Annotated in this window: 28 protein-coding genes; 20 read left to right on the top strand and 8 right to left on the bottom strand. The window is 29.0% G+C overall.

Annotated elements, in window-relative coordinates; genetic code table 11:
• Positions 1-35: 35 nt before the first annotated feature.
• From P161_RS17895 to P161_RS17890, 3 genes are read left to right on the top strand one after another with little or no spacing between them, the layout of a single operon-like run.
• On the top strand, positions 36-938 hold the full coding sequence (locus tag P161_RS17895; protein WP_051605637.1) for a sce7726 family protein: 903 nt from the start codon (positions 36-38) through the stop codon (positions 936-938).
• Complete coding sequence (locus tag P161_RS0101780) at positions 899-1,837, top strand: sce7725 family protein (protein WP_026775375.1); 939 nt, start codon at positions 899-901, stop codon at positions 1,835-1,837. The genes P161_RS17895 and P161_RS0101780 overlap by 40 nt, the downstream gene beginning before the upstream one ends.
• Positions 1,838-1,839: 2 nt before the next feature.
• Positions 1,840-2,886, top strand: a complete 1,047-nt coding sequence (locus P161_RS17890; RefSeq protein WP_051605636.1) for an RES domain-containing protein — start codon at positions 1,840-1,842, stop codon at positions 2,884-2,886.
• Between the two features lie 998 nt (positions 2,887-3,884).
• Here the strand turns inward: P161_RS17890 and P161_RS0101770 are convergent.
• From P161_RS0101770 to P161_RS0101755, 4 genes are read right to left on the bottom strand one after another with little or no spacing between them, the layout of a single operon-like run.
• Positions 3,885-4,067 (bottom strand): hypothetical protein, encoded by a 183-nt coding sequence (locus P161_RS0101770; protein ID WP_026775374.1) that lies wholly within the window; start codon positions 4,065-4,067, stop codon positions 3,885-3,887.
• Positions 4,067-4,306 (bottom strand): hypothetical protein, encoded by a 240-nt coding sequence (locus P161_RS0101765; protein ID WP_026775373.1) that lies wholly within the window; start codon positions 4,304-4,306, stop codon positions 4,067-4,069. Before P161_RS0101765 ends, P161_RS0101770 begins: the two co-directional genes overlap by 1 nt.
• The gene (locus P161_RS0101760) at positions 4,284-4,706 is read right to left on the bottom strand and encodes a DUF5675 family protein (RefSeq protein ID WP_026775372.1); all 423 of its coding nucleotides are present in this window, start codon (positions 4,704-4,706) and stop codon (positions 4,284-4,286) included. Before P161_RS0101760 ends, P161_RS0101765 begins: the two co-directional genes overlap by 23 nt.
• Before the next feature lies 1 nt (position 4,707).
• Positions 4,708-5,463: a hypothetical protein gene (locus P161_RS0101755; RefSeq protein WP_026775371.1), complete on the bottom strand. Its 756-nt coding sequence runs from the start codon at positions 5,461-5,463 to the stop codon at positions 4,708-4,710.
• A 223-nt stretch (positions 5,464-5,686) separates the two neighbouring features.
• On the opposite strand from P161_RS0101755, the gene P161_RS0101750 reads away from it, so the two are divergent.
• The gene (locus tag P161_RS0101750) at positions 5,687-5,884 is read left to right on the top strand and encodes a hypothetical protein (RefSeq protein WP_026775370.1); all 198 of its coding nucleotides are present in this window, start codon (positions 5,687-5,689) and stop codon (positions 5,882-5,884) included.
• Between the two features lie 199 nt (positions 5,885-6,083).
• Here the strand turns inward: P161_RS0101750 and P161_RS0101745 are convergent, their stop codons facing one another.
• Positions 6,084-7,106, bottom strand: coding sequence for a LacI family DNA-binding transcriptional regulator (locus P161_RS0101745; protein ID WP_026775369.1), 1,023 nt, complete (start codon positions 7,104-7,106; stop codon positions 6,084-6,086).
• A gap of 185 nt (positions 7,107-7,291) precedes the next feature.
• Between P161_RS0101745 and P161_RS0101740 the strand changes: the two genes are divergently transcribed.
• From P161_RS0101740 to P161_RS0101720, 5 genes are all read left to right on the top strand, one after another.
• On the top strand, positions 7,292-9,916 hold the full coding sequence (locus tag P161_RS0101740) for a TonB-dependent receptor (RefSeq protein WP_026775368.1): 2,625 nt from the start codon (positions 7,292-7,294) through the stop codon (positions 9,914-9,916).
• 88 nt (positions 9,917-10,004) lie between these two features.
• Positions 10,005-10,319: a glutaredoxin family protein gene (locus P161_RS0101735; RefSeq protein WP_026775367.1), complete on the top strand. Its 315-nt coding sequence runs from the start codon at positions 10,005-10,007 to the stop codon at positions 10,317-10,319.
• A gap of 5 nt (positions 10,320-10,324) precedes the next feature.
• Positions 10,325-11,623, top strand: coding sequence for an MFS transporter (locus tag P161_RS0101730; RefSeq protein ID WP_026775366.1), 1,299 nt, complete (start codon positions 10,325-10,327; stop codon positions 11,621-11,623).
• A 26-nt stretch (positions 11,624-11,649) separates the two neighbouring features.
• Positions 11,650-12,585, top strand: a complete 936-nt coding sequence (locus P161_RS0101725) for a carbohydrate kinase family protein (protein WP_026775365.1) — start codon at positions 11,650-11,652, stop codon at positions 12,583-12,585.
• An 18-nt stretch (positions 12,586-12,603) separates the two neighbouring features.
• Positions 12,604-14,343, top strand: a complete 1,740-nt coding sequence (locus P161_RS0101720; RefSeq protein WP_026775364.1) for a glycosidase — start codon at positions 12,604-12,606, stop codon at positions 14,341-14,343.
• A gap of 134 nt (positions 14,344-14,477) precedes the next feature.
• Here the strand turns inward: P161_RS0101720 and P161_RS0101715 are convergent, their stop codons facing one another.
• On the bottom strand, positions 14,478-14,915 hold the full coding sequence (locus tag P161_RS0101715; protein WP_026775363.1) for a hypothetical protein: 438 nt from the start codon (positions 14,913-14,915) through the stop codon (positions 14,478-14,480).
• Positions 14,916-15,058: 143 nt separating this feature from the next.
• Between P161_RS0101715 and P161_RS0101710 the strand changes: the two genes are divergently transcribed.
• Positions 15,059-15,781 (top strand): tRNA1(Val) (adenine(37)-N6)-methyltransferase, encoded by a 723-nt coding sequence (locus P161_RS0101710; protein WP_026775362.1) that lies wholly within the window; start codon positions 15,059-15,061, stop codon positions 15,779-15,781.
• Positions 15,782-15,830: 49 nt separating this feature from the next.
• Here the strand turns inward: P161_RS0101710 and P161_RS0101705 are convergent, their stop codons facing one another.
• On the bottom strand, positions 15,831-17,198 hold the full coding sequence (locus tag P161_RS0101705; protein WP_026775361.1) for a saccharopine dehydrogenase family protein: 1,368 nt from the start codon (positions 17,196-17,198) through the stop codon (positions 15,831-15,833).
• Between the two features lie 72 nt (positions 17,199-17,270).
• On the opposite strand from P161_RS0101705, the gene P161_RS0101700 reads away from it, so the two are divergent.
• The 10 genes from P161_RS0101700 to P161_RS0101655 all read left to right on the top strand — a co-directional run bounded on the left by P161_RS0101700 (position 17,271) and on the right by P161_RS0101655 (position 24,853).
• Positions 17,271-17,651 carry a DUF423 domain-containing protein gene (locus P161_RS0101700; protein WP_026775360.1) on the top strand — a complete coding sequence of 127 codons (381 nt, stop codon included), beginning with the start codon at positions 17,271-17,273 and terminating at the stop codon, positions 17,649-17,651.
• Positions 17,652-17,737: 86 nt separating this feature from the next.
• The gene (pckA, locus tag P161_RS0101695; protein WP_026775359.1) at positions 17,738-19,348 is read left to right on the top strand and encodes a phosphoenolpyruvate carboxykinase (ATP); all 1,611 of its coding nucleotides are present in this window, start codon (positions 17,738-17,740) and stop codon (positions 19,346-19,348) included.
• A gap of 196 nt (positions 19,349-19,544) precedes the next feature.
• Positions 19,545-20,105, top strand: a complete 561-nt coding sequence (locus P161_RS0101690; protein WP_026775358.1) for a VCBS repeat-containing protein — start codon at positions 19,545-19,547, stop codon at positions 20,103-20,105.
• Complete coding sequence (locus P161_RS0101685; protein WP_026775357.1) at positions 20,105-21,331, top strand: Nramp family divalent metal transporter; 1,227 nt, start codon at positions 20,105-20,107, stop codon at positions 21,329-21,331. Before P161_RS0101690 ends, P161_RS0101685 begins: the two co-directional genes overlap by 1 nt.
• Before the next feature lie 200 nt (positions 21,332-21,531).
• Positions 21,532-22,269 carry a 5-oxoprolinase subunit PxpA gene (gene pxpA / locus P161_RS0101680; protein ID WP_036841150.1) on the top strand — a complete coding sequence of 246 codons (738 nt, stop codon included), beginning with the start codon at positions 21,532-21,534 and terminating at the stop codon, positions 22,267-22,269.
• Positions 22,262-22,993 carry a 5-oxoprolinase subunit PxpB gene (gene pxpB / locus P161_RS0101675; RefSeq protein ID WP_026775355.1) on the top strand — a complete coding sequence of 244 codons (732 nt, stop codon included), beginning with the start codon at positions 22,262-22,264 and terminating at the stop codon, positions 22,991-22,993. Before pxpA ends, pxpB begins: the two co-directional genes overlap by 8 nt.
• The gene (locus P161_RS0101670; protein WP_026775354.1) at positions 22,986-23,831 is read left to right on the top strand and encodes a biotin-dependent carboxyltransferase family protein; all 846 of its coding nucleotides are present in this window, start codon (positions 22,986-22,988) and stop codon (positions 23,829-23,831) included. Before pxpB ends, P161_RS0101670 begins: the two co-directional genes overlap by 8 nt.
• Before the next feature lie 95 nt (positions 23,832-23,926).
• Positions 23,927-24,292, top strand: coding sequence for a YtxH domain-containing protein (locus P161_RS0101665; protein ID WP_026775353.1), 366 nt, complete (start codon positions 23,927-23,929; stop codon positions 24,290-24,292).
• Between the two features lie 3 nt (positions 24,293-24,295).
• Positions 24,296-24,646, top strand: a complete 351-nt coding sequence (locus tag P161_RS0101660) for a hypothetical protein (RefSeq protein WP_026775352.1) — start codon at positions 24,296-24,298, stop codon at positions 24,644-24,646.
• Between the two features lie 6 nt (positions 24,647-24,652).
• Entirely contained in the window at positions 24,653-24,853 is a 201-nt protein-coding gene (locus P161_RS0101655) for a hypothetical protein (RefSeq protein ID WP_026775351.1), read from the top strand.
• Positions 24,854-24,951: 98 nt separating this feature from the next.
• On the opposite strand, the gene P161_RS0101650 is transcribed toward P161_RS0101655, so the two are convergent.
• Complete coding sequence (locus P161_RS0101650) at positions 24,952-25,977, bottom strand: helix-turn-helix transcriptional regulator (protein WP_026775350.1); 1,026 nt, start codon at positions 25,975-25,977, stop codon at positions 24,952-24,954.
• Positions 25,978-26,327: the final 350 nt, after the last annotated feature.

The following is a 26,327-nucleotide window of genomic DNA, read 5'->3' as shown; positions in this document are numbered from 1 at the left end:
GTTTAAATTTTGTAAATTGTTAACTTTGTAAAATAATGCAAGTAGCTAAAAATATAGAAAGTTTAAGGAATTTATCACAAATTCTATCTCCTGCTAATTTTAAAAAAATAGTAAAGGATAAGAATTATTTTGATACATTTTATCGTATTAACAAACACACTAAAATATCAGATTCTACCACTAACTTTGAAGTCATTAATGCTATTTACAAATCACTTTTAGGTACTTACAAAAATGAATATGTTTATAAAAACATCCTTTTAAATCAAAAACTTCTTAAAAAGTATAGCTTAAAAAATTCAATAGCACTATCAGAATTTAAAATTGGTAATTCAATAGCAGACTTTGTTATTTTAAATGGTGAAGCTCGTGTTTATGAAATAAAAACTGAATTAGATGGTTTAGATAAATTGGATAAGCAATTAGCAGATTATAAAAAATTTGCTGATAAAATCTATGTAGTTTCAAATTCAAAACACATTCCTAATCTATTAGTTAAATTTCATAACACAGAAATTGGTTTAATTGAATTAACAAAAAGAAACGCGCTTAAAACTATTAAAAAAGCAGAACAAAATTTTTCATTTTCCCACGAAACACTATTCAAAAGTTTAAGAAAAGAGGAATATATTAGTTTACTGAAAAAACATTTTGGTGCAATTCCTGTTGTTCCTAACACACTAATTTTTAGAGAGTGTTTTAAACTTTCAAAAAAAATAGATATTTTAGAGTTTCAAAAATTAGTTATCAAAGAATTAAAATTTAGAAATATTTCTAATCCAGAATTATTTAATGATGATTTAGTCCCAGATTCATTAAAACATATCTGTTACACTTTAAATTTTTCAAAAAAAGATTTCATTGAATTAGAAGATTTTCTTTACAAAAAAAGTAAGCTATGTATTTCCCATATGTCAGAGGTAAACAATTTGAATTAATCGCGTTACGAGAATTATGTGGTTTACTACCAAATTTTTCAACTAAAATTTCACCTGTAATCGAACCAATTAAAGGTTCTTCTACCTTAAAATCTGCATTAAAAACTTTAGCATCTAAAAATGTAAACTTTAGTGTTATTATAAATCCTAAAGTGGGTGGTTTAGTTGGTGAGGGTAATAAAATTATAGATCTTTTAAAAGAGGTATTGCAACATTATAATAATTATCAAATTGCAATAATTATAGATACAAAAATTGAAGAGCAAATTCCAGCTTTAATTGAAGGTGTAAATAGTTTAGAGTTAGATTATAAAGGCGTTACTTTAATTCATAATTCTGAAATATCAGAAGTTAGTATTACTGAAATTCAAAGTAACATAAACGTTATTTACAATATTATTTACTTTAGTCATACAAGTAGGCGTTATTATAGATTATTCTCTGAAGATAGCAGAATTTCATTAGATGATTATTTTAGAGATATGCCAAGAAATGCAGATTATCTTGAAGTAGGGGAAAGTCCTTTTTCTGAAGAATACAGTTTTTATAAAGCTGAAGGGTTTTTTGGTTTTTCTGATTTTTTAACGGTTGGTGACAATTATTCAGATTCAGGTTTTTTACCAAGAGCTGTTGCAATGCATTTATCTTACATTAATGCATCAGGTAAAATAATGGTAAAACATTTTGTATCTGACTCAAATGGTGATGTATCTGATATAGGTGGTAAATTCGCAGAAGCACTTGAAAAACTTGTTAATTGGTGTGTTAGCAATAATATAAACACCAAAGCTGTTGAAGTTTATAAAGATCTTCATAATCGAGGACATTTCCCTGGTTTAGGTACCTTAAAAAAACTATCAATAATGAATCATATCGAATTAATTGTAGATAAGATTTAATTATGAATTGTTGTGTAAATTGTTTCAATAGCGAATACTTAATAAGTATAATTAATGCTGATGACAGAAATGGAAATTGTGATTTTTGCAATTCAATAAGCGTATCTATTTATGCAGCAAGAGAATTAGCTCCTTTTTTTCGGAATATAATTTCTTTGTATGAAGTGGATGTTGATTCAGAATTTAATTTAGCACAATCCGTAAAAAAAGACTTTAATCTCACCACTAATTTAGTTGATGATAATAAATTATTATTTGAATCAATTTTTGTAGATGAAGAAGAAATTCTAAATGAATTATTTAATGAGAATGTATCATCAGAAATAAAGATTGAACTAATTTCTGAAACAAATCAAATTCATAGTATTTGGAAGGAATTCAAGGATGAAATCAAATCTGTAAATCGATATCATATTAAAAATACAATTGATTTGAAAAAATTAGCTAATTTTTTCAATCACGAAAGTTTCTATAAAACGATAAAAAAAGGGCGTATTTTTTACAGATGTCGTATATCGGATAAAACTGGTTTTAATTCAAACCAAATGGGCAATCCACCTAACGAACTCGCTACTGGTGGTAGAGCAAATCCTAAAGGAATATCTTATTTATATATAGCTGATAAGTTAGAAACATCATTATATGAAACAAGAGCATCTTTATTTGATTATGTTACAGTTGGCGAATTTCGGTTAAATGAGGATTTAAAAATCCTTAATTTAAGAAATCCAAAAGACGACCCCATTCCTTGGTCTGAAAATGAGGCCATAGAAGATTTTTTAACCTATGTTCCATTTATACAGACTTTACAAAAAGAGATCTCATTACCAATAAGAAAAAGAGATAAACAATTAGATTATATTCCTACTCAATACATTTCAGAATTTATCAAATCATTAGGTTTTGATGGTGTAGAATATCAGAGTTCATTATTTGCTGAAGGTTATAATTTAGCCATTTTCAATCCAGATAAATTAGAATGCATTGCTACAAAAGTTTATGAAATTGAAAATATAAAACTACATCATAAGCTACTTGATAATAGTTAAACTCCCCACAAACCAAAACCCAATTTATTGCTAAAAAGCAAAAAACCTTTGTCTTTTGGTTTGTTCCGCGCGCCAACGCAAGTTTAGCGTTTTAAAATCTATAGGAAGTTGCATTTTAGAGCTTGTTCCATTCGCAAACTCATTGCACAACTCTAAAAAGCAACACGCTTTTATTATTTCATAAAACACAAAACTCCCCAAAGCTATCTTTACATAATGCGCAGTTATACTGCTCTTCCGTAAACTCCAGGCACTATAACGCCATTATGTAAAATAGCCGCTCTTCCAACGCTCACATAGATAGTAATTAATAACATTTAGATATTTAAACAACATTTCGTAATTGTTGCATTGTTTTTATAAGTGCTTTTTTAGTTTCAATAAATTAGAGTTATAAATCATTGAAAATTAGAAATAATAAGAATAATTCTAAAGCACCTATAAAATCAAGAAAAGCCAATAAGAGTATATTTTTTTATTTGTATGAGAATTGGATAATATTGTTTTCACAAAAGCAAATGCTAATCCAAGTTTAAAGACAATTTAGTAAGCACTGCAATTTAGGGTCAATAAACACATTTTTCGAGGCATTCACTTTTTACAAAAACAATCAGAAAAATAATACAGAACAAATAAAAAAATACACACTTATTTTCGCTTCTGCCAGCGCACTACGTACTTCGTCTTTAATAATTTCCATTCAATCGCCATTGGGCTAACATTTTTAAAGATTGATAAACTCCACGCTCAAACCCACCTCTGTTTATCAATCTTTAAAAACGATAATATTCGTTGATATTTTTTCCTTATCTAATTCTCCTGCACAAAAATTCTGCTAAATTCATTTGATTTCTTTATCAAAATTCTTTGTTTGTCTCATTTCGTTAAGTAAAAAATAATTTAAAACCGTTTATTAAAAAAAACGCATAAAAAAAGTACACTATTTTTACAATGCACTTTATTTATTGACCTAATTCCAACATAAAAATTATGTAACTCTACTTTTTCGTTTTAATTTTTAGATTCTGGAATATGTATTTTAAAATAATTGAAACAAAAAAACTTACAATAGCACCAATAAGTGCTAAAATTATAGTTGTAGCTACATCTTCAACACCAATATTTACTACAGATGAAAAAAAAGTACCACCAAAAATTGCAGATTTAGTATTATCGTCCATTATTTTGTTGAATTTACTTCAATTTCAGAACTATCTTCATCTTTTACAACTGCTTGACTTACTGCAGTAGCCACAGTTCCAACAACAGTCATATAAGTTGCAATTGTTACAACCAAAGATGGTATTGTAATTGGAGCTGCAATAATTGCGCCCCCAGCTGTAGCCAAAGCAATACCGATATTTCTTAAAATTTTGAAGAACCTTGGTGTTGACTTTTTATAACGTTCTACTATGTTCATAATTTTGTGATTTAATAGTTAATAAAATAATTTCCTTTCTGTCTTTAGCTTGATAAACCAAAGACAGTAATTTTTGCATTGCATCCCTTGAATAAATCCCTTTTCCTATACCACTTAAGTAAGTTACAGGAGCAATACAACCTTCTAAATCTCTTTTTGCATCATTTGCAGGATGAAATAAAATAAAGCTTCTATTAGCTACATTTTTCAATATCAAATGATGTTTAAACTTTTTAGAAAAGCGAGGAATAACTTCATATTTTCCTTCTGGTATGCAGGAGATACTTCGCGCATTATTTATCCAGGGCAATTCAATGGTATGGCAAAGAAATTTGCTTGAATGAAAGAGAGTACCATTGGTACCCTCTTCAAAATAGCTTCTATGAAGAATTAACTCCATTTTAAGGTTTATCAATAATGGTAACAGACAATGCGTTATAAGTACCATTTTTCAATGAATACATCTGTCCATTTACTTCTTGGTAAAATTCAACTCCTAACACCTGTACTACAGGAAAGGTAGAATTTGCAGTGATTGAAGCTGTCAAAGCAATTGCAGCTGTATTTGCAACAGTGTATGGCAAAATTGCGGTTTCGTCATTTTCAAAAGTTGAAGTTTCATTTACAAAATCTAATTCTGAAGCACCCATTACAATTTTAAAATGTGTTGTACCTGCAGGAGCTGCAATTCTAACAGTCGGTGAAAAAGCAGCTAAATTTAAAGTTGCATCTCCAGAAACTCTATCAAATGCTTTTATAAATGGAGCGAATAAAGTTGCGCCTAATTTTCCGTTTAAATTGAATTCAAACGCTTCTAAAAGGTTTAAATTTCCTTCCTGTAAAGTTCTCTGACCTCTTTCATTAACAATATCAGTTTTAGTAACTGCCACTAAAATTTTTGTCAAACGAGAAACTACTCTTTTATCTTTTGCATTTTGCAAAAGCACACGAATTGCATTTCGCAATACTTTTCCTCCTTTCCCAGCTCTTCCAAATTCAGAACCATTTTCACGCGTTCTTTGAAACGCAGGATCATTTTGAATTCTGTTTTTGTCCACACCACCTTTTTCACGAGCTAAATGTCCATCACTTGTTTTGTAAAAAGAAATACCTCCGATAGTTCCTTTTAATTTGATAATACCTGTTTGTTTTGCCATAATTTTTACTTTTTTTTATGATTAATATTTCAAATCACGTAACTTTATGGCAGTCAATAAAAAATCAAATTCCGTTTTTGGATGTTCTTTCCGATAACACCATAAACGTCATTAAAATATTGATAACACTAACGTGTTGTCAACATTTTAACAACGCATTATTACCATCATCATATAATTATAGAATATGGCTTAAGTATGGATAAAGCATAGATAGTGTATTATGAATCAAAAAAGAGCTTGCATATACCCAAAGGACATTCAGCGCATTACAGGGCGCAGTGAACGTTATGGGCGAAAGCTTTTAAATGATATAAAAAGTTTTTTGGATAAACAACCTCATCAATTTATAACTGTAGATGAATTTTCTGAATACTCTGGAATTCAGTTAGATATAGTAAATAAGTATATTAGAGATTAAATTTTAAGGGACTAATTAGGTGTCAGTAAAAATTCATATATTTGGTAACATAGATAAACAGAGGGTTTATGAGAATTGTGTTAGTTCCTTCCTCTCTGCAAAAGGAATGTCAAATTCAGTCAAAACCCTATAAACATTATGTTTATAGGGTTTTTTGTTTTTAAAATAAAAAAAATATAGTTTAAAATAATTTATTTTACTAATAATTTTTTTTAGTAGATTCTCTGATAACCAAATCTGTTTCTAAAATAACATCTTTATAACTGATAATTTTCTTTCTCTTTTTATCTTTTATTTCCTTATAAAGTAATTTAAATGCTTTTTTCCCCATTTCAAAACCAGGTTGATTTATAGTTGTTAAAGATGGAGAAATTACAGAAGCCATGAACCAATTACTAAAACCAATAATATTTATTTGTTTTGGTACTTTTATTTTTTGTTTTTTAAATTCTGTAATGGCACCAATTGCTACCAAATCTGTATTTATAAATATACCATCTACGTCTTTGTGATCTTTTAGTAATTCTTTCGCAAAAAATTTGCCTTCCTCAAAACTCATATCATTTAAAAGATATACTAAAGTTGAATCATAAGGAATATGATTATCGATTAAAGCTTGTTTGTATCCCAAAAAACGATCAATAGAATTTTGTGGTAATAATGGCCCTCTAAAATGAGCAATTCTTTTGCAACCTATATTTATTAAATGTTGTGTTGCTTTATAGGCTGCTTTTCTATCATCAATAATAACTTTAGAGCATTTTACAGTTTTTGCAATTTTATCAAACATTACTAAAGGTGTTTCGTTTTCAATTACTTGTGTTAAATGCTTATAATCTGCTGTTCCGTTTGCTAAGGAAATTAAAATACCATCAACTCGTTTGCTTAACAATAAATCTATTTGTTTTTTTTCTAAATCATAAGATTCACTAGATTGTAAAGTAATAACTAAATAGCCTTTTTTTTCAGCTTGCGAAATAATTCCCTTTACCACACTCGAAAAAAAATGATGCATAATTTCAGGAATAATTAAACCGATAGTTTTAGATTCTTTAGTTCTTAAATTTACTGCAAATGAATTAGGTTTATAGTTAAGCATAGCAGCTGTTTCTCTAACAAGTTTTCTTGTTTTTTTACTAACATCTGGGTATTCTTTTAAAGCTTTAGAAACTGTAGTAATAGAAATACCTAGTACTTCTGCAATTTGTTTAAGCGTAACCATCTTTTAAAATATTAATTTTGCATTGATATATACTTTTTTACCTTGTAAATATAGTAAATTATCTTAATCGAAAACGTTTTTGGTAAATCGAAAACGTTTTCGATTTATTTATTTAATAATTTAAACTCCTGTAAATATATATTTGATAAAAAAACAATTAACTATTTCTTAAATTCACAATTAAAATGAAAAAACAATTACAAATTAGGTTTACAATGTTTATAGTTTTTTTACTATCAACTACAGCTTTTGTTGCACAGTCAACAATATCTGGAACAGTAAAAGATCAAAGTGGAAATTTAATTCCTGGAGCAAGTATTATATTGAAAGAAAACGCTAAAGGATCAACTACAGATTTTGATGGTAAGTACGAAATTAAAAATATTGCTAATGGTACTTATACCATTATAGCCTCTTATATAGGTTATGATAGCTACAAAAAAGAAATCACTGTAAGTGGTAATTTAAAACTAGACATTATTATCAAAGAAAATGCACAATCATTAGATGAAATTATAGTTACTGGTGTTGTTAATCCAAAATCTAAAATGGAATCTAGTATTTCTGTTTCTACAGTTGGTATCAAACAAATAGAACAAGCTTCACCAAGATCTGCAGGAGAACTTTTTAGAAGTATTCCTGGTATTCGTGCAGAATCTTCTGGTGGTGAAGGTAATGCAAACTTTAATGTACGTGGAGTACCTGTTTCTTCTGGTGGTTCTAGATATTTGCAATTACAAGAAGATGGGTTACCAATAATGTTGTTTGGAGACACTTCTTTTGGTAATGCCGACAATTTTTTACGTATCGATTCTAATATTGGAAGAATTGAAGCTATCAGAGGAGGTTCTGCTTCTACACAAACTTCTAATGGTCCAGCAGGTATAATTAATATGATTAGTAAAACAGGAAGAACAGAAGGAGGTACTATTGGTGCAACGTATGGTTTAGATTTCCAAACAAGTAGATTAGATTTCGAATATGGAACCTCAATTACAGATGGATTGTATTATCATGTTGGTGGTTTTATGAGAGTTGGAGAAGGACCAAGAAAAATTGGTTATCAAGGAAATAAAGGAGGGCAAATCAAAGCAAACCTAACAAAAGAATTTAAGAATGGTTATGTACGTACTTATTTTAAGTATTTAAATGATCAAACTGTAATGTATATGCCAATGCCAGTAAGTTTAACAGGTACAAATGCAGATCCTACTTTTGGTAATTTGCCTGGTTTTGATATCACTACTGATACTCCACATTCTGTAAATATTCAAAATACGTATAGTGTTTACGATGGCAATCCTACTCAAAATGATATGAGAAGTGGTAATAATCCAGTAAGTGCTTCAGTTGGTGCAGAATTTTCTTTTGATCTTGGAGATGATTGGAAAGTGAATGGAAAAGCAAGATATTCTAACAATTCTGGTCAGTGGAATGCTCCATTTACTGCAAATGTTGGAACTGTAGCAGATATTGAGGCTTTAGTAAGAGGTGCTTCTGGAGCAACTGGTGCTTTAACTTTTCAAGATGGTACACCATTTAATCCTGCAAATGGATTAGCACAAGATATTAGATATTTTGATGTTACTATTGAAGATTTAAGCAACTTTTTTAGTGATGTAAAGGTTACTAAAGCAATTAATGACAATATTGGAGTTACTGTAGGTATGTTCTCTGCAACTCAAAACACTAAAATAGGATGGCAATGGAGTTCTGCAATTTCTGAAGTTGCAGGTGATGGTAAAGCTAGATTAGGTGTTTTTGATGGATTTTCTCAAGGTGGTGCTTACTCTTTTGGTCAGCCAGTTTGGGGTAACTGTTGTCAAAGAAAATATAATACTGTACATAATGTAAACTCTCCTTATGTTGGTGTAGATGCAGAGATTTCTGAAAAATTAAATTTTGATGGTAGTGTTCGTTTTGAAAACGTAAATGTAAATGGAACCATAAATTCTGGACAATTAAGTAATTTAGATTCTAATGGAGATTTAATTGGTTTCGATTACAACAGTGATGGTGTAATTAGCCCTTTCGAAGCAACAATACCAACAATAGCTGGTAATCCTGGACAAGCAATTAGCGACGATTATAATTTTGTTTCTTTTTCTGCAGGTTTAAACTATAAAATTAATGATGGAGCTGCTGTTTTTGGAAGATATAGTAAAGGTGCTTCTGGAAGAGCTGCAGATAGAAATACTTATGGTGCAGATGGTTTAGGAGATGTACAGTTTGATGAAATTTCTCAATTTGAGATTGGTTTAAAAAAGAGATTAGAGAATGGGGTTTTAAATGTTACAGGTTTTGTGAGTAATACTGATGAAGGAATTAGTAACGAATTAAATAGAACTGTAGGAAATCCTTTTAAAGCTTTAGGTTTAGAAGTAGAATCTGCATACAGATTTGGAGATTTTGGTATCAATGGTTCAGTTACGTACACAAAAGCAGAAATTGATGGTGGAGCAAATCAAGGAAATAAACCAAGAAGACAAGCAGACTTTGTTTACAATTTAGCACCAACCTATTCTTTCGGTGCAAGCAAGCAACACCTGTTTGGAATTACAATATTAGGAACTTCTAAATCTTTTGCACAAGATGATAATGATTTAGTGATGCCAGGTTACGCTTATGTGAATGCAGTTGCTAGAGTAAGCTTAACAGAAGGTTTATCTTTAAGTGTAAATGCTAATAATTTATTCGATACAATTGGTGTTACAGAAGTAGAAGGAAATGGAAATATAGCTGGTGGTTTAGCTGCAGCAAGAACAATTACGGGTCGTTCTACAACAATGACATTACAATATAGTTTTTAAGATTTAAATTTGAGTTGGTTATGTAACTAGAGTTGATATTGAGGTTAATTCTTAATATCAACTCTTTTACTTTAAAAGAATTTTGAAAATGAAAAATATATTTTACCTTTTTATTTTTTTTATCATAATTAGTTGTGGTACAAAAAAAGCAGAAAAAATGATTGTTTACGGAAGCAAAGACTGTCATTTCTGTATAAATACTACAAACTATTTAAAGGAAAATAATATTGATTTTATTTTCTATGATATAGACAGAGATAAAAAAGCTCTAAATGAAATGCTAGATAAACTAGGCAAAGCTAATGTTGATATGTCTAATGTAGGAATCCCTGTGATTGATAAAGGAGGAGAAATATTTACCAATAAAGGAGATTTTAAAAAATTTCTAATTAAACTAAAATAAAAAATATGAAGCTAAAAAAACCAAGTTTAAGCTTTTGGCAGATATTAAATATGAATGTAGGATTCTTCGGAATTCAATATAGTTTTGGTTTACAACAAAGTGCAGTTACACCAATTTACGATTTTTTAGGCGCAAGTCCAGATCAAATTCCAATTTTACATCTTGCTGGTCCAGTAACTGGTTTATTAGTGCAACCTATTATTGGAGCATTAAGTGATAAAACTTGGAGTCCAAGATTTGGAAGACGTAAACCTTATTTTTTAATTGGTGCAATCTTATGTAGCTTAACCTTGTTTGCATTTCCATTTAGTAGTTCTCTTTGGATGGCTGCTAGTTTACTTTGGATTTTAGATGTTGGTAACAATACAGCAATGGAACCTTACAGAGCTTTAATAGCAGATAAACTAGAAAAAGAGCAACAGCCTTTAGGCTTTCAAATGCAAAGTTTTTTTACTGGTTTAGGGCAAGTTCTAGCTAATTTATCACTGTTTATTTTTCCTTTAATTTTTATTGGAACAACAGGTTCTTTGCCTACTTGGGTGTATGCCTCTTTCTTTTTAGGAGCAGTTTGTTCTATAGGAACTGTATTGTGGAGTAATTATAAAATAAAAGAAATTCCTCCATCAGCAGAAGAATTGGAGAAATTAAAAGAAAAAAGAAGTGTTTTAGAACCTTTAATAGAAATATTTTCAGCCATAAAAGATATGCCAAAAGTAATGTGGCAACTTGCCTTGGTATATTTATTTCAATGGTATGCCTTGTTTTGTTATTGGCAAAACTCATCAAAAAGTGTAGCGCTTTCTGTTTGGAAAGCTACTCCAGAAAACACAGAAGCTTACAGTGAAGCTGTTAGTTGGACAGGATTAGTAAATGGATGGTATAATGTAGTTACTTTTTTAATCGCTTTTGCTTTAGTTGGTTTCGCTAAAAAGTACAGCCCAAAAAAAGTACACGCTTTTTGTTTAATACTAGCAGCAATTGGCTTTTTAGTTTTCCCTCATATAGAAGATAAAAACTTACTATTCTTTGCAATTACTGGTTTTGGAATTGGTTGGGCAAGTATGATGGGTATTCCTTACTTAATGGTTGTTTCAGATATTCCAAAAGAACGTTATGGAGTTTATATGGGTATTATAAATATGATGATTGTAATACCTATGATCATTCAAACCTTATCCTTTGGTTATATTTTAAAGAACTTTTTAAACAACGACCCAAGGAATGCAATCACTTTTGCTGGTGTTTTATTAGTAATAAGTGCAGTTTTCACTCTTTTTATAAAAAGCAAAAAAGTAGTTAGCTAAACTACTTTTATCAAAAAAATACAGATTTGAATAATAATAATAAAATAGACATTTTATGTGTAGGTGAAATTTTAATCGATTTCATTGGTCATCAATCAGATGTTCTTATAAATAACACAAGAGATTACCATAGATATTTAGGAGGTTCGCCAACAAATGTTGCAATGAATTCTGCAAGATTAGGTTTAAATGCGATGATGGTAGCAACTGTTGGAAATGATGGTTTTGGTGAATATATTTTTGAAAGATTATTAGATGTAGGTGTTAATACAGACAATATAAAAAAACTAGAAAATAAACCGACAAGCGTAATTTTTGTTTCAAGATCTCAAGGTACACCAGACTTTATTCCTTTTCGTGAAGCAGATTATGAAATTACCGAGAATCAGATTTCTAAAGAAACATTGTTAGAAACCAAAATATTTCATACTACGTGTTTTGCATTAAGCAAAAAACCTGCACAAGCTACAATTTTAAAAAAGGCAGCAGAAGCATACAATTTAGGTTGTAAATTAAGTATAGATATTAATTACGCTAAAAAGTTATGGGGTAGTCATCAAGAAGCTTTAAAAGTAATTAAAGCATATTGTAGTTTTAACCCATTAATAAAAATTAGTGAAGATGACATGCTAAGGCTTTTTGAAAGAAAATTACCACACCAAGAAATTTTTGATTTCTTTCATGATTTAGGAGTAGATACAGTTTGCTTAACATTGGGAGAAAATGGCGTAAAACTTTCACAGGCAAGCCAAGGTGTTATTGTGTTACCTGCTATAAAAGTAGAAAAAGTAGTGGATACAACAGGTGCTGGAGATGCTTTTTGGTCCGGGTTTTTATTTGCCTATATTAAAGAAAAACCAATACAAGAATGTTTGCAAGTTGCCCTGAAATTAGCAGCATTAAAACTTCAAAATGTTGGTAGATTGCCAGATAATATCAATATTTTATCAAAACTTTTATAAATTATTATATTACATTCTATGAGCCAGAAAATAAAGGAAACTATTTCTAATGGTGTTATGCTAAATGCATATCCAGATAGCATTGGTTATAAATTAAGCGACACTATTAAAATGTTACAATTACCAGAATTTAAAGATGTTTTCTCTTTATTTTATGTTTTACCTACATTTTTTAATAGCGATTTAGATCGTGGTTTTTCAGTTATTGACTATAATTTAAATGATGATTTGGTATCTAAAAAAGATTTAAAATCTTTAGAGGAATTAAACATATTATTAAAGTTTGATATTGTTCTGAATCACTTATCAGTTGCTTCACCTCAATTTAAAGATTTATTAAAAAACGGAGAAAATTCTAAATACAAAGATTTTTTTATAAATTGGAATACATTTTGGGAAAGAAAAGGAATTGTAAATAATGATGATATTCTAATTCCCAACAAAGAATTTTTAGATAAATTATTTATGCGTAAAGCTGGACTTCCAATATTAAAAGTTCCATTTCCTGATGGTTCAGAAAAACCTTATTGGAACACATTTTATCAAGAAATAAAATTCAATAAAATTCAAAAAGAAGATGTAAAAGATATTAAGGGATTAAGTTCAGAAAAGGCATTATTAATTTGTGAAAAAGTAAATTTTGCTATTGAAAATAATGTAGAATTGAAAACTTTTAATTTCAATGAATTTGAACCGTACAAAGCAGAAATTCTAAAAATAGTATACAAAAATAGGGCTTATTTAGGCCAGATGGATGTAAATGCAAAATCTGAGTTAGTCTGGGATTTTTACGAGGAAACGCTAGCAAAAGTAAAAAGTTTTGGATGTAAAATTTTACGTTTAGATGCATTTGCTTATTTACATAAAGAGATTGGTCAGACTAACTTTTTTAACAAACCAGGTACTTGGAATTATTTAGAAAGAATTAATCAAATTGCTAAAAAAAACGATTTAATTTTACTGCCAGAAATTCACGCAGAATATGGTTTGAATTTACATGATGAAGTGGCTAAAGAAGGCTACCAAATTTACGATTTTTTCTTACCAGGTTTAATGATTCATACTCTTGAAACAGGAAATAACAAAGCACTACTAAATTGGGTAAATGAAATTATAAACAAAGGATACAAAACAGTAAATATGTTGGGTTGTCATGATGGTATTCCTGTTTTAGATTTAAAAGGAAAAGAAGTAAATGGCAATTATAACAAAGGTTTATTAGAAGATAAAGAGATTGAGACTATAATGAATACGATTATGGATCGAGGTGGAAGAGTAAAAAACTTATATGATCCATCAGGAAAAAAAATATCTTATTACCAAGTAAATGCTACTTTTTTTAGTGCTTTAGACGAAAACGAACAAAAATTATTATTAGCAAGAGCTATACAGATGTTTATGCCTGGTATTCCACAAGTTTGGTACTTAGATATTTTTGCTGGGAAAAATAATTATGTAGCTGCCGATAAAGGTGGCAGTGGAGGTCATAAAGAAATTAATAGAACAACACTTTTTAAAGAAGATATTGAGCAAGGTTTAAAAAAGGATATCGTTATAAATCAACTTAAAATAATGCGTTTAAGAAATACCTTAAAAGCATTTTTAGGTCAATTAAGTGTTATAAATATTTCTGAAGATAAATTAAGTATTTTGTGGTCTAATAAAGATTCAAACGCACATTTAAAAGCAGATTTAAAAACATTTGCTTTCTCAATTTCTTATTCAGAAGATAACGTACATAAGAGGTTAGATTTTTAATTTTATAGAATTGATAATAAACTAATTGAAAGCCTTGTGCATAAAACATTTGTTTCCAAATAGTTTTTATACACAAGGCTAGCTTTTTTTTAAATATATTATTATTTAGAATATTTTGAAATGCAAATCAGATTTTAAATATTTTTTTTCAATACTATGTCGTAATTGAATCTAATTTCGGCATATTCTCCATCTTCTCCTCTTTCTGCTTCTTCAATTACGAGTTCGTCATTAACATAAACTTTTACAGAAATTTCTTCTGTATTTGGGTTGTTTCTATACGCTTCTCCATTGATATATCTAAAATCATAATTCTCAATAGTTAATATAAAAGGAATAGGTTGTCCTGCTGAATCATAAGAAAATTGATGTATAACAACTGGATAAGAATTTGTTTTAAAGTCAAAATAACTAATTCTAATTTCGTCAAAACTGAGTTGTGTAGTGCTAAATTCCATTCTTACAACTCTATCTTCTGCTGAAACTGGATCTACTATTATTTCTTCTTCAGCATTTGAAACTGTACAAGAATTAAATAATATAATACCAATAATAAATAGTAGTTTTTTCATGGTTCTTTTATTTTTACTTTAATTAGCTACAAAATTAACAATTATAACTCAATTGATGAATTTAATATGTTAAATTCAAGATATTTAAATTTAATCTCTAGAATAACTCTTTTGTAGATTTTAAATTTGGTTATTTTTGACAAATGATAAAACCATTTCAATTTAAGGAGTTTACAGTTCATCAAGATAAAACAGCTATGAAGGTTGGTACTGATGGTGTTTTATTAGGTGCTTGGTGTACTTTGGATAATTTTCCTGACACAATTTTAGATATTGGATCAGGAACTGGAGTTATTGGCTTAATGCTTGCTCAAAGAAGTGATGCCATGACAATTGATGTTGTTGAGGTTGATGAAAATGCGTACGAACAAACTGTTGCCAATTTTGAAGAATCTGATTGGGGAGATCGTTTATATTGTTACAATAGTACTTTTCAAAATTTTGCTGATGAAATTGCAGAAGAAGAGGAAACTTATGATTTAATCGTTACAAACCCACCTTTTTATACTGACGAATTTGAAACTGAAAGTGATGCTAGAAATAAAGCACGTTTTACAAGTTCTTTATCATTTTTAGAATTGATTACTGGTGTTGTGAAAATTCTTTCTTCGGATGGAAAATTTGCAATTGTAATTCCTTATAAAGAAGAGGAGAATTTTATCAACCTCGCTAAAGAACAACATTTAATTATAAATAGAATTTGTAGAGTTCAAGGAAATGAAACATCCGAAGTAAAAAGAGTGTTAATGGAGTTTTCTTTTCATTCAACAGAAATTAATTCAGAACATTTAATTATAGAAAAAGAGCGTCATCAATATACAGAAGCATATATCAATTTAACCAAAGATTTTTATTTGAAAATGTAAAATAATAGACAAGGGATTTAAACCCCTTGCTAGAAAGTTAAAACTCTTGTTAACCTATAACATTGTTAGGATTATAACCTAAATATGGAACTTCTTTTTCGGTAAATTTAATTCCGTAATTTTCTAATTCTTTTAAAATAGGCTCATACACTTCCTTAGAAATTGGTATTTGAACTCCAGGTGTTTTAATTTTACCTTTTAAAATATTTATAGCAGCAATTGCCATTGGTAAACCCACTGTTTTAGCCATTGCTGTATAGGTTTGGTTTTCGCCTTCAACAATTAAACTACTTTCAATTTGATGTTTTTTACCACCGATTTCAAAACCAAAAAGGTGTTGCATAACAATCATGTCTTTATCATGTTCTTGCAAAGTCCAAGAATCTTCTAATATTTTTTGAAGTGCCTGAGCAGGAGTAGTATTCGAGATTCCTATTTTTTTCTTTGGATTAAAAAGATCGAGTTCAATTAGTTTTTCCCACATCATATCATCTTGATCTATTTTTAAATAAGAGCGTAATTTTAATTCCACAGAATCTGATGGAGAATACGCTAAAAACAAGTTTACGAAATCTCTGTAACTCATGTTTTCAGAGTTTTCTATGGTGTAAGAATCATCTGTCATTCCTAATTGTACAAAAATATTCCACGCTCTAGAAAAACCAACTTTTCTAATAGTTCCTCTGTACATTGTTGGAATATCGTCTAAACCGTAAACACTTCTATATTTTAAAGAATCTCTATTTGCATACGCTTCAAATTTTTGATTGTTAATCTTTAAAAATTCCGTTCTTCTAAATAATTTATGATAAGGAATATATTTATACGTACTTTCTTGAATAAACATGGCAGCTCCTCCCTGACCTGCTAAAACTACATTTCTTGGGTTCCAAGTAAATTTGTAATTCCAAAGATTAGTGTCACTTTCAGGAGCCACCAAACCACCACAAAAGGATTCAAAAAGTAACATTTTGGCATTTTTTTCTCTAATTTTATCTAGTACTTTCATGGCACTCATATGATCTAAACCTGGGTCTAACCCAATTTCATTCATAAATATTAAACCACTTTCTTTTGCAGCTTTGTCAAGTGCTTTAATTTCATCAGAAATATAAGAAGCAGTAACTAAGTGCTTTTTAAATTTCACACAACTTTTAGCAACTTCTATATGGAATCTTGCTGGCAACATTGATATTACAAGGTCTGATTTTTCAATTTCCTTTTCACGTTGTTGTTCATCAAAAACGTCAAAAATTATCGCTTTTGCATTTTTATGATTGTTGATAATTTTAGCTGCATTTTTGGTGGATAAATCCCCAATAATTATTTTTAAATTTTCTTCGTCAGATTTGTCTAATAAGAATTTAATCAAAGACGAACTCGATTTTCCTGCACCAATAATCAATATGTTTTTCATAAAAGAAAGCTGTATTTTTGTATTTGAACGAAGATACTAAAATTGTTTAAAATTAAACAAAAACCTTTTAAAATGTTTAAAAATTTAATTATTGCTTGTTTTTTTGGATTGTCAGCAGTTATTTTGGGTGCATTTGGTGCACATGCTTTAAAAGAAAGTTTAACTTCAGATCAATTATTGAGTTTTGAAACGGCTGTTCGTTATCAAATGTATCATGCAATTATTTTATTGTTCATAAATATCTATAATGGCTTTTCTATCAAACAAAAAAATATAATTAGCTACCTTTTAATTTTAGGAGTTGTTATGTTTTCAGGCTCAATTTATACAATTCAATTAACTTCTATTTCTGCGAAATCAATTTGGTTTGTAACTCCTTTAGGTGGGCTTTTTCTTATAATTGTCTGGATTTCAATGCTTATAATTTTTGCGAAAAAGTACAAGCAGAAATAAAAAAATCATAAATAATAAATAAAAATAAGGTCGTTTTTAAAATATTGATTAGTTTTGTAGCTCATAAAAAAACTAAAAATATTGATATGGTAGATACAAATACGAAATCGATTTCGTTAAATAGTCTAGGAATCAAAAATGCAACAGTTCGTTATCAGTTAACTTCTAACGAATTACATCAAGAAACACTTCAAAAAGAGCAAGGGGTAGCATCTTCTTTAGGAGCAATTGCAGTAAATACTGGTGAGTTTACAGGTCGGTCTCCCATGGATCGTTTTATTGTAAAAGACAGTATTACAGAAGATAAAGTTTGGTGGAGCAAAATTAATTTACCTTTTGAAGAAGATAAATTCGATAAATTATATGACAAAGTTGTCGATTATTTATCTGAGAAAGAAATTTTTGTAAGAGATAGTTATGCTTGTGCAGACGAAAATTACAAATTAAATATTAGAGTTGTAAACGAATATCCTTGGAGCAATATGTTTGCTTACAATATGTTTTTACGACCAACAGCAGCAGAATTAAAAGATTTTTCTCCTGAATGGACAGTTATAAACGCACCAGGTTTTATGGCTGATGCAGCTGTTGATGGAACTCGTCAGCATAACTTTGCAATTTTAAATTTTACTAAAAAAATCGCTTTAATTGGTGGTACAGGATATACAGGTGAAATTAAAAAAGGAATTTTTTCTGCTTTAAATTTTATTTTACCAGTTTATAAAAACACTTTACCAATGCATTGTTCTGCAAACGTTGGTAAAGATGGTGATACAGCCATTTTCTTTGGTTTATCAGGAACAGGAAAAACAACACTTTCTACAGATCCAAACAGAAGTTTAATTGGTGATGATGAACATGGTTGGACTGCAGAAAACACCGTTTTTAATTTTGAAGGCGGTTGTTATGCAAAAGTGATTAATTTATCTCAAGAACAAGAACCAGAAATTTTTGCAGCGATTAAAAAAGGGGCAATTTTAGAGAATGTTGTAATGGATGATAAAGGTGTTGTAGATTTTGCAGACACTTCTATCACACAAAATACAAGAGTAAGTTACCCAATTTATCATATAGATAATATTCAGGAACCATCAATTGGTAAAAATCCGAAGAATATTTTCTTTTTAACTGCGGATGCTTTTGGAGTTTTGCCTCCAATATCTAAACTGACTCCAGCACAGGCTGCCTATCATTTTATATCTGGTTATACAGCTAAAGTAGCAGGAACTGAAGCAGGAGTTACAGAACCTACTCCTAATTTTTCAGCGTGTTTTGGTGCGCCATTTATGCCTTTACATCCTACAAAATATGCAGAAATGTTAAGCAAGAAAATGAAAGATGCAGGTGTTAATGTGTGGCTTGTAAACACAGGTTGGTCTGGAGGTAAATATGGTGTTGGTAGAAGAATGCCATTAAAATATACAAGGGCAATGATTACTGCTGTTTTAAATGGCGAACTGGGCGATTATACTTACGAAAATTACCACATTCATTCAGTTTTTGGAGTTGCACAACCAAGATTTTGTCCTGGAGTGCCAACAGAATTATTAAGTCCAAGATCTACTTGGAATAATGATGATGCTTATTATGAAACAGCATTTAAATTATCGAATGCATTTAGACATAATTTTAAACAATTTGAAGAATTTGCCAACGAAGAAATTCGTAGAGGAGGCCCTCAAAGATATGCGTATTAATGAAACTCAATTTTTATAAGTTTCGAAGCAACGCAATAAAAATTGTAAGTTGAACTAATCCCGCTTTTTTTAGCGGGATCTGTTATGTATCTCCAAATAAGTTTATTTCGTTATTATATATTTATAAAACACCTCAATTTTGAGGTGTTTTTGTTTTTTAGAAGTATATTTATTAAGAATTTTTACAACATAAATAATGAAGTTGTTTTTAGTGTTTTTGATTTTATTAATTTCTTTCTCTATATCTGCGCAACAAGAAAAAGTTTTCTTAAATAATTGCATTCATGATTATATCTCAAAAACTAAAAATCGAGTTTTTGAGCCAGATAATGAAAATTTATTTAGAAGTATCATTGACTTAAATAACGATGGTTTAAATGATTTATTGATCTCTGGTTTCCAAAGTGGAGATTGGGGAAATGCAGGAGGAAATTGGAAAATATATTTTCAAAAACCCAATGGTTCTTTTGAAAAGTGTTCTGAAGAGTTATTTATGCATCCTTTAGCCACTTATTTTGATTCGATGAAAAATAAATTTCTTTTATATCGAAGATTAGGATCTAGTGAAGGATTAATAATGAATTATGTATTTGAGAATTATTATCTTAAATTTTTAGACTCTATGAAAATTAATAACAAATCAAGTGTGGCTCAATCAGAGGAAATTGATTTAATAATTAGTAAAAATCCAAGATTGAAAAAAATACAATTTGAACTGTCAAAATTTACAGAAATAGATAAAATGGTTTGGGAATAATGCTAAAAAAATACTTCAAAAATATTGGTCCAGGAACTTTAGTGGCTGCAGCTTTTATAGGCCCAGGAACAGTTACATTGTGTACATTGGCTGGTGTCAATTTCGGATTCAATTTGTTGTGGGCAATGTTGCTCTCTATAATTGCAACGATTGTTTTGCAAGAAATGGCTGCAAGATTGGGTATTATTTCTCAAAAAGGATTATCAGAAGTTATTCGAGAAGAGATTAAAATTCCGTTTTTAAAACAGTTTATTACGATTCTTATTTTATCTGCAATTGTGGTTGGAAATGCTTCTTACGAAGCAGGAAATATTAGTGGTGGAATTTTAGGATTGGAAACAATTTTTGGAGAATTTAAACATACTATTGGCGATTTTTCTATCAATTTTATGAGTGTAATCATTGGTCTAATTGCATTCGTACTTTTGTATATTGGCAATTATAAATTCCTCGAAAAAGCTTTAGTTACGTTGGTTTTGTTGATGAGTTTCTCCTTCGTAATTACTGCAATTATAACACAACCCAATATTTTTGACGTTTTAAAAGGAATGTTTATTCCCAAATTTCCAGAAAAAAGTTTGTTGACTGTTATTGGTTTAATTGGAACAACTGTTGTGCCTTACAATTTGTTTTTACATGCGTCTTTAGTCAAAGAAAGATGGAAAAATAAAGAAGATGTTTCACTCGCTAAAAAAGACACGATTATTTCGATTATTTTAGGAGGTATGGTTTCTATGGCAATTATTATTTCAGCAGCTTCAATTCCGTCAAAAGATATTTTAAATGTAGCAGATTTAGCAGAAGGTTTAGCGCCTTTATATGGCGAATTTGCCAAATACTTTTTAGCTTTAGGGTTGTTTGCTGCAGGAATCACATCTGCAATTACAGCGCCTTTAGCAGCAGCGTATGTTGCTCAAGGTTGTTTGGGTTTAAAAGGAAATATGCAATCCAAATCTTTTAAAATGGTTTGGATAATTATTTTACTTTTAGGTGTTATTTTTTCATCCATTGGAATAAAACCCATAGAAATTATAAAGTTTGCACAAGTCGCAAATGGCATGTTGTTACCAATTATAGCAGGAATTTTATTATGGATAATGAACAAAAAGAATGTTTTAGGCAGTTTTGTAAACACAAGAAAACAAAATGTTTTTGGATTTATAATTTTAGCAATTTCTATATTTTTAGGTGCAAAAGGGATTATGAAAGTGTTTGGTTTGCTTTAGATTTTAGAACAATGTTGCCACGAATTCACGAATTAAAAAAATTCACTCTGATCTGTAAAATAATAACACTAAATTTTATAAATTTCAAAGGAATTTTTATTTGTGAAATTCACATTTTGAAACGAAAAATAAAATTCGTGAATTCGTGGCGAAAATCAGCATTTATTGCAACCCAAAAAGATTAAAAATTATTAGTAGCAATGATAAAAACAATCGATATTAATTGTGATGTTGGAGAAGGAATCCAAAATGAGCATTTATTAATGCCTTACATTTCCTCTTGCAATATTGCTTGTGGAGGTCATTTTGGTGATGCAAATTCTATTGATAAAACTATCCAATTAGCGATAAAAAATAACATAAAAATTGGTGCTCATCCTTCTTTTCCTGACAAAGAAAATTTTGGTAGAAAGTTCATGCAAATGACTGATGAAGATTTTACCAAAAGTATACAAAATCAATTAGATTTATTTTTAGAACGATTAGCTACTTTTAATGTGAAAATACATCACATAAAACCTCATGGAGCTTTGTATAATGCCATTACAGTTGACGAAAAATTGGCAGTTTTATTTATTAAATCAACTAAAAAATATTTAAAAGATACCTTTTTATATGTTCCTTATAATTCTGTGATTGAGAAAATTGCAATCAAAAATAATATCAACATTAAGTATGAGGCTTTTGCAGATAGGAGTTATAATGATGATTTATCTTTAGTTTCCAGAACATATAAAAATGCTTTGTTAGTCGATGAAACAACCGTTTTAAATCATATTTTAAATATGATTAAAAACGAGAAAGTAAAAACAGTTTCTGGTATGGAAACTGCTATAAAAGTAGATACTTTTTGTGTTCATGGAGATACAGAAAGCGCTGTTGAAATTGTAAAATATTTGTATCAAAATTTAGAAAAAGAAGGTTTTAAAATTGATTAATCAACCAACATATAAACGGTTTGGAGAAAAGGCGATTCTTATAGAATGGCAAGCTATTATTGATGATGAAATATTAAATGATATATTACTTTTTGTTGAAAAAATAAAGCAAAGAAAAGAGATTTATTTTATCGATTTAATTCAGGGTTATAATTCATTAACCATTATTTATAAAGACTTTATTCAAGATTTTAAGGAAGAGGTTGTACTTTTAAAATCCGTTTATATATCAACCTTAAAAATTGCAAAACAAGATTATTTTCATTGGGAAATTCCTGTTTGTTACGATTTAGAATTTGGAATTGATCTGCAAGAAATGTCAAAAAAATCAAGTTTAAAAATTGATCAAATTATAAAAATTCATGCTGAGGCTACTTACAAAATTTATTTTATCGGGTTTTTACCAGGATTTTTATATTTAGGTGGATTAGATGAAAAAATATATTTTGATAGAAAACCAAATCCGAGATTGCAAGTTGCAAAAGGTTCTGTGGGAATAGGAGGCAAGCAAACAGGCGTATATCCGCAAAATTCTGCTGGTGGTTGGAATATTATTGGTAAAACTCCTGTTAATTTCTTTGATGTTGATCCTATAAATCCTTGTTTTGCAAAAGCAGGCGATTTTATAAAATTCAACCCTATTTCTAAGGATACGTTTTATCAACTTGAAAATGAAATAGCGTCAAAAAAATATCAACTTCATAAAACTTTATACAATGCTTAAAGTTTTAAAAGCTGGTTTTTTTACAACAATACAAGACAAAGGTAGAGTTGGTTTTGCTAATCTTGGAGTTCCTGTTTCTGGAGCTATGGATGGATATTCTGCTGATTTAGCCAATAGTATTTTAAATAATTCTTTGCAAGCTGCAGTTTTAGAAGTCACTTTAGGAAGTTGTAAATTCCAGTTTTTAAAGAAAACCGTAATTTGTGTTTCTGGTGGAGATTTTTCACCAACAATTAATGAAAAACCTATTGCATTAAATTCAAGAATTCAAGTTTTTGAAAATGACATATTATCTTTTGGAAAAGTAAAATTTGGTATGCGCTGTAATGTGGCAGTAAAAGCTGGTTTTTTATCAGAAATAAAATTAAATAGTAGAAGTTTTTATCAACCCATAACTAAAAATGGCCTCGTTAAAAAAAACGATTTACTTTCTTACAATGAACATACAACACTGGTTTCATCAACCAAAACAATTGTTAAGATTGATGAAAATCATTTTAATACGCTACATTTAGATTGTTTTAAAGGTCCAGAATTTGAGTTGTTAAGCGAATATCAACAAAAATTAGTAACAAATGATTTTTTTACAATTTCTAATGATGCCAATAGAATGGGTATAAAACTAAATGAAATTTTAGAGAATACTATACCTCAAATCCTGACATCAGCAGTTTTGCCAGGTACTGTTCAGTTAACACCATCAGGCAAATTGATTGTTTTAATGAGAGATTGCCAGGTTACAGGTGGTTATCCAAGAGTTTTGCAGCTTACAGCATTTGCAATTCATAAATTGGCACAAAAAGCTGTGAATCATAAAATTAAATTTAATTCTGTTTGAGTTAAAATTTGTTTTTTTTGAGTTAAGTATCATTTTACTTAAAATGTATCTTTGTAACAACAAAAAATTAATATCAAACCATAAAAAATATAAACATGAGTAATAGTAGCAACACAGTAGTAGGATTATTAGCAGGAACAGTAATTGGAGCAACTTTAGGAATTTTATTTGCACCAGACAAAGGTATAAACACCAGACAAAAAATATCTGACGAAGCTATGTTGGCTAAAGATAAATTAGCAGAAAGAGCTGCTGAATTAAAAGAGCAAGTAGCATCTACATATACCGACCAAAAAGGAAATTTAGAAACACAACTAGAGAGTGTAATGTCTAACGTGAGCTATAAAGCAGATGACGTTATTACTACTTTAGAAAAAAAATTAGCTGAATTAAAAGAGAAAAACAAAAATTTACAGAAAAATAAAGATTCAAAAAGTGAACCTCTTACACAAACTGTATAATTTATGAGTTTATACGATTCTATAAACAAATCTTCTGATAGTGCAACTGATATTGGAAAAAAGTATGTAAAAGATACAATTAGCTACGCAAAATTAAAAGCTTTTTTAGTTACAACCTCTTCTATAAGTACTGTAACTAAACTAGTTTTAATTGGTGGCTTATTAACCTTAGGCATTCTTTTTATGTCTGTAGCTTTGGCAATTGAATTAGGAGATTATTTCGAAAGTATATCTTTAGGTCTTTTATCTGTTGGCGGTATTTATATTTTATTAGGAATATGTATGTTTTTTATTAGAAAAACTATTGATAGGAAGATTATTAAAGGTTTATCAGTTAAATTTTTCAAAAAATAAAAAAAGATGAGAGCATATGAAAGTTTTGAGCAAATTGAAGCCGATTTAAAGAGATTAAGTTTAGAAAAACAAATAGGTTTAGAGGAATTGAAATTAGTTAAAAGCGATTTTCAAGATAGTTTAAAGCCTTTAAGTATACTTGCTGGTGTAGCCAAATTTGCTAGTAAATATGGTGCTTTAGTGCTGTTGAAAAAAATATTTAAATAAATTAAAACAACTAAAAAACGTATTATAAAATTATTTAAAATAATTCTATAATGGTTGGTTGATTTGAAGCCTTGGTGTTCTAAAACATCAAGGCTTTTTTATGCGACTATTTTGAGTTTTTTTTTAAACTGGTTAGGTGTAATATTGTATTTTTCTTTAAAAATTTTAGAAAAATAACTTCTACTACTAAAGCCAATACTATATACAATTTGAGAGATATTTAAATCGGTGTTTTTAAGCATGTCTCTAGCAGATTCTAAACGAACATGTCTTATATATTCTGTAACAGTTCTTTTGTATAAAAACTTAAAACCTTCTTGAAGTTTAGCTTGTGTTAAACCAGATTTAAAAGAAAGTTGATCTAAAGAATATTCTTTTGCAGGTGTTTTTAAAATCGAATTTGCTACTTTTCTAACAATTTTTAACTCGCTTTTATTCATGGAATCAGGTAAAAGATCTCCTTCTAAAAGCCTGTTATGTTGCTGAATATGCATGGATAAAATTTCGTAAATTTTTGCTTCAATCTTTAAGATTCTAAGCATTCCTTTCGCTTTAATTTTATGCAGTTTATTAATTAAATCTGCCATCTTAAGATTCATTATTCCATAACTGGCAAACCTATTATCGTGATCTGTATCTACAAAAACCTCGTATAATTTCTTGTTTAAGGTTGATACGTTTGTGGTTCTTTTCTTTAAAAAATGCTTTCTAATAATTTGAATTACATTAATTTCTAATTTTTCATTTTTTGGAAAAATTATATCATTAAAACCATCTGTTTTATTCGTAAAAATTAAAGATTGAAATTGATTAACCTCTTTTTCTTTTTGATGAACTCCAAATTTATGTTTGATATTTCCTACAGTTGGGTAAATGAAACGGATAGGGTTATATTCATCATTTGCTTTAATATGCAATGTAATTTCTTTATGAAATTTAATATCAAAATCAAGTAAATTAACACCCCAATCAAAAGGAATAAAACGAATACTGCCTATGCCATTTTCGTTATTAATTTTTAGAACAAATTCACTCCACCTTTCAGTGGTTTCTCCACCAATTGCATCTTGTAGTTGTTCAATAAAATCTTTTGGGCTATCAGCAATAATCTCAATATGAATCATACAATTTACAATGTTAAATAATCACTTTTGGTAACGTAAGGTTAATTTGTAAAGATAGTTAAAATAGGAAAAAGTCTTAAATAGAATAACAATTATTTATATCGAGTTCATATTTTAATAATTATAAGAATAGTATTTCTTGTTTTTAAGATACATGCGTGATGTTTTGCTGTTTTACAATTACAATTGATTTTATAGGGTTAAAAATTAAAGACACAAATATAGATGCATATTTTTAACAAAACCAAAAGGATATAATGATAGAAAAAAATCGTTTCCATTTTTTGCATGTTGTAAGCTTGAAATTATGTTCAATAATGTTGAAATGAGTTAAAGAACAACTCTTCTGC

Source organism: Polaribacter sp. Hel_I_88 (assembly GCF_000687935.1).
Classification (GTDB): Bacteria; Bacteroidota; Bacteroidia; order Flavobacteriales; family Flavobacteriaceae; genus Polaribacter.
The sequence above is the reverse complement of the archived record's forward strand: the minus strand, read 5'-3'. Positions and strand labels throughout refer to the sequence as shown.

Excerpts from the sequence above, each read along its gene's own strand:
- P161_RS17895 (WP_051605637.1), top strand. The coding sequence starts at position 36 with ATGCAAGTAGCTAAAAATATAGAAAGTTTAAGGAATTTATCACAAATT.
- P161_RS0101780 (WP_026775375.1), top strand. The coding sequence starts at position 899 with ATGTATTTCCCATATGTCAGAGGTAAACAATTTGAATTAATCGCGTTA.
- P161_RS17890 (WP_051605636.1), top strand. The coding sequence starts at position 1,840 with ATGAATTGTTGTGTAAATTGTTTCAATAGCGAATACTTAATAAGTATA.
- P161_RS0101770 (WP_026775374.1), bottom strand. The coding sequence starts at position 4,067 with ATGGACGATAATACTAAATCTGCAATTTTTGGTGGTACTTTTTTTTCA.
- P161_RS0101765 (WP_026775373.1), bottom strand. The coding sequence starts at position 4,306 with ATGAACATAGTAGAACGTTATAAAAAGTCAACACCAAGGTTCTTCAAA.
- P161_RS0101760 (WP_026775372.1), bottom strand. The coding sequence starts at position 4,706 with ATGGAGTTAATTCTTCATAGAAGCTATTTTGAAGAGGGTACCAATGGT.
- P161_RS0101755 (WP_026775371.1), bottom strand. The coding sequence starts at position 5,463 with ATGGCAAAACAAACAGGTATTATCAAATTAAAAGGAACTATCGGAGGT.
- P161_RS0101750 (WP_026775370.1), top strand. The coding sequence starts at position 5,687 with ATGAATCAAAAAAGAGCTTGCATATACCCAAAGGACATTCAGCGCATT.
- P161_RS0101745 (WP_026775369.1), bottom strand. The coding sequence starts at position 7,106 with ATGGTTACGCTTAAACAAATTGCAGAAGTACTAGGTATTTCTATTACT.
- P161_RS0101740 (WP_026775368.1), top strand. The coding sequence starts at position 7,292 with ATGAAAAAACAATTACAAATTAGGTTTACAATGTTTATAGTTTTTTTA.
- P161_RS0101735 (WP_026775367.1), top strand. The coding sequence starts at position 10,005 with ATGAAAAATATATTTTACCTTTTTATTTTTTTTATCATAATTAGTTGT.
- P161_RS0101730 (WP_026775366.1), top strand. The coding sequence starts at position 10,325 with ATGAAGCTAAAAAAACCAAGTTTAAGCTTTTGGCAGATATTAAATATG.
- P161_RS0101720 (WP_026775364.1), top strand. The coding sequence starts at position 12,604 with ATGAGCCAGAAAATAAAGGAAACTATTTCTAATGGTGTTATGCTAAAT.
- P161_RS0101715 (WP_026775363.1), bottom strand. The coding sequence starts at position 14,915 with ATGAAAAAACTACTATTTATTATTGGTATTATATTATTTAATTCTTGT.
- P161_RS0101710 (WP_026775362.1), top strand. The coding sequence starts at position 15,059 with ATGATAAAACCATTTCAATTTAAGGAGTTTACAGTTCATCAAGATAAA.
- P161_RS0101705 (WP_026775361.1), bottom strand. The coding sequence starts at position 17,198 with ATGAAAAACATATTGATTATTGGTGCAGGAAAATCGAGTTCGTCTTTG.
- P161_RS0101700 (WP_026775360.1), top strand. The coding sequence starts at position 17,271 with ATGTTTAAAAATTTAATTATTGCTTGTTTTTTTGGATTGTCAGCAGTT.
- pckA (WP_026775359.1), top strand. The coding sequence starts at position 17,738 with ATGGTAGATACAAATACGAAATCGATTTCGTTAAATAGTCTAGGAATC.
- P161_RS0101690 (WP_026775358.1), top strand. The coding sequence starts at position 19,545 with ATGAAGTTGTTTTTAGTGTTTTTGATTTTATTAATTTCTTTCTCTATA.
- P161_RS0101685 (WP_026775357.1), top strand. The coding sequence starts at position 20,105 with ATGCTAAAAAAATACTTCAAAAATATTGGTCCAGGAACTTTAGTGGCT.
- pxpA (WP_036841150.1), top strand. The coding sequence starts at position 21,532 with ATGATAAAAACAATCGATATTAATTGTGATGTTGGAGAAGGAATCCAA.
- P161_RS0101670 (WP_026775354.1), top strand. The coding sequence starts at position 22,986 with ATGCTTAAAGTTTTAAAAGCTGGTTTTTTTACAACAATACAAGACAAA.
- P161_RS0101665 (WP_026775353.1), top strand. The coding sequence starts at position 23,927 with ATGAGTAATAGTAGCAACACAGTAGTAGGATTATTAGCAGGAACAGTA.
- P161_RS0101660 (WP_026775352.1), top strand. The coding sequence starts at position 24,296 with ATGAGTTTATACGATTCTATAAACAAATCTTCTGATAGTGCAACTGAT.
- P161_RS0101655 (WP_026775351.1), top strand. The coding sequence starts at position 24,653 with ATGAGAGCATATGAAAGTTTTGAGCAAATTGAAGCCGATTTAAAGAGA.
- P161_RS0101650 (WP_026775350.1), bottom strand. The coding sequence starts at position 25,977 with ATGATTCATATTGAGATTATTGCTGATAGCCCAAAAGATTTTATTGAA.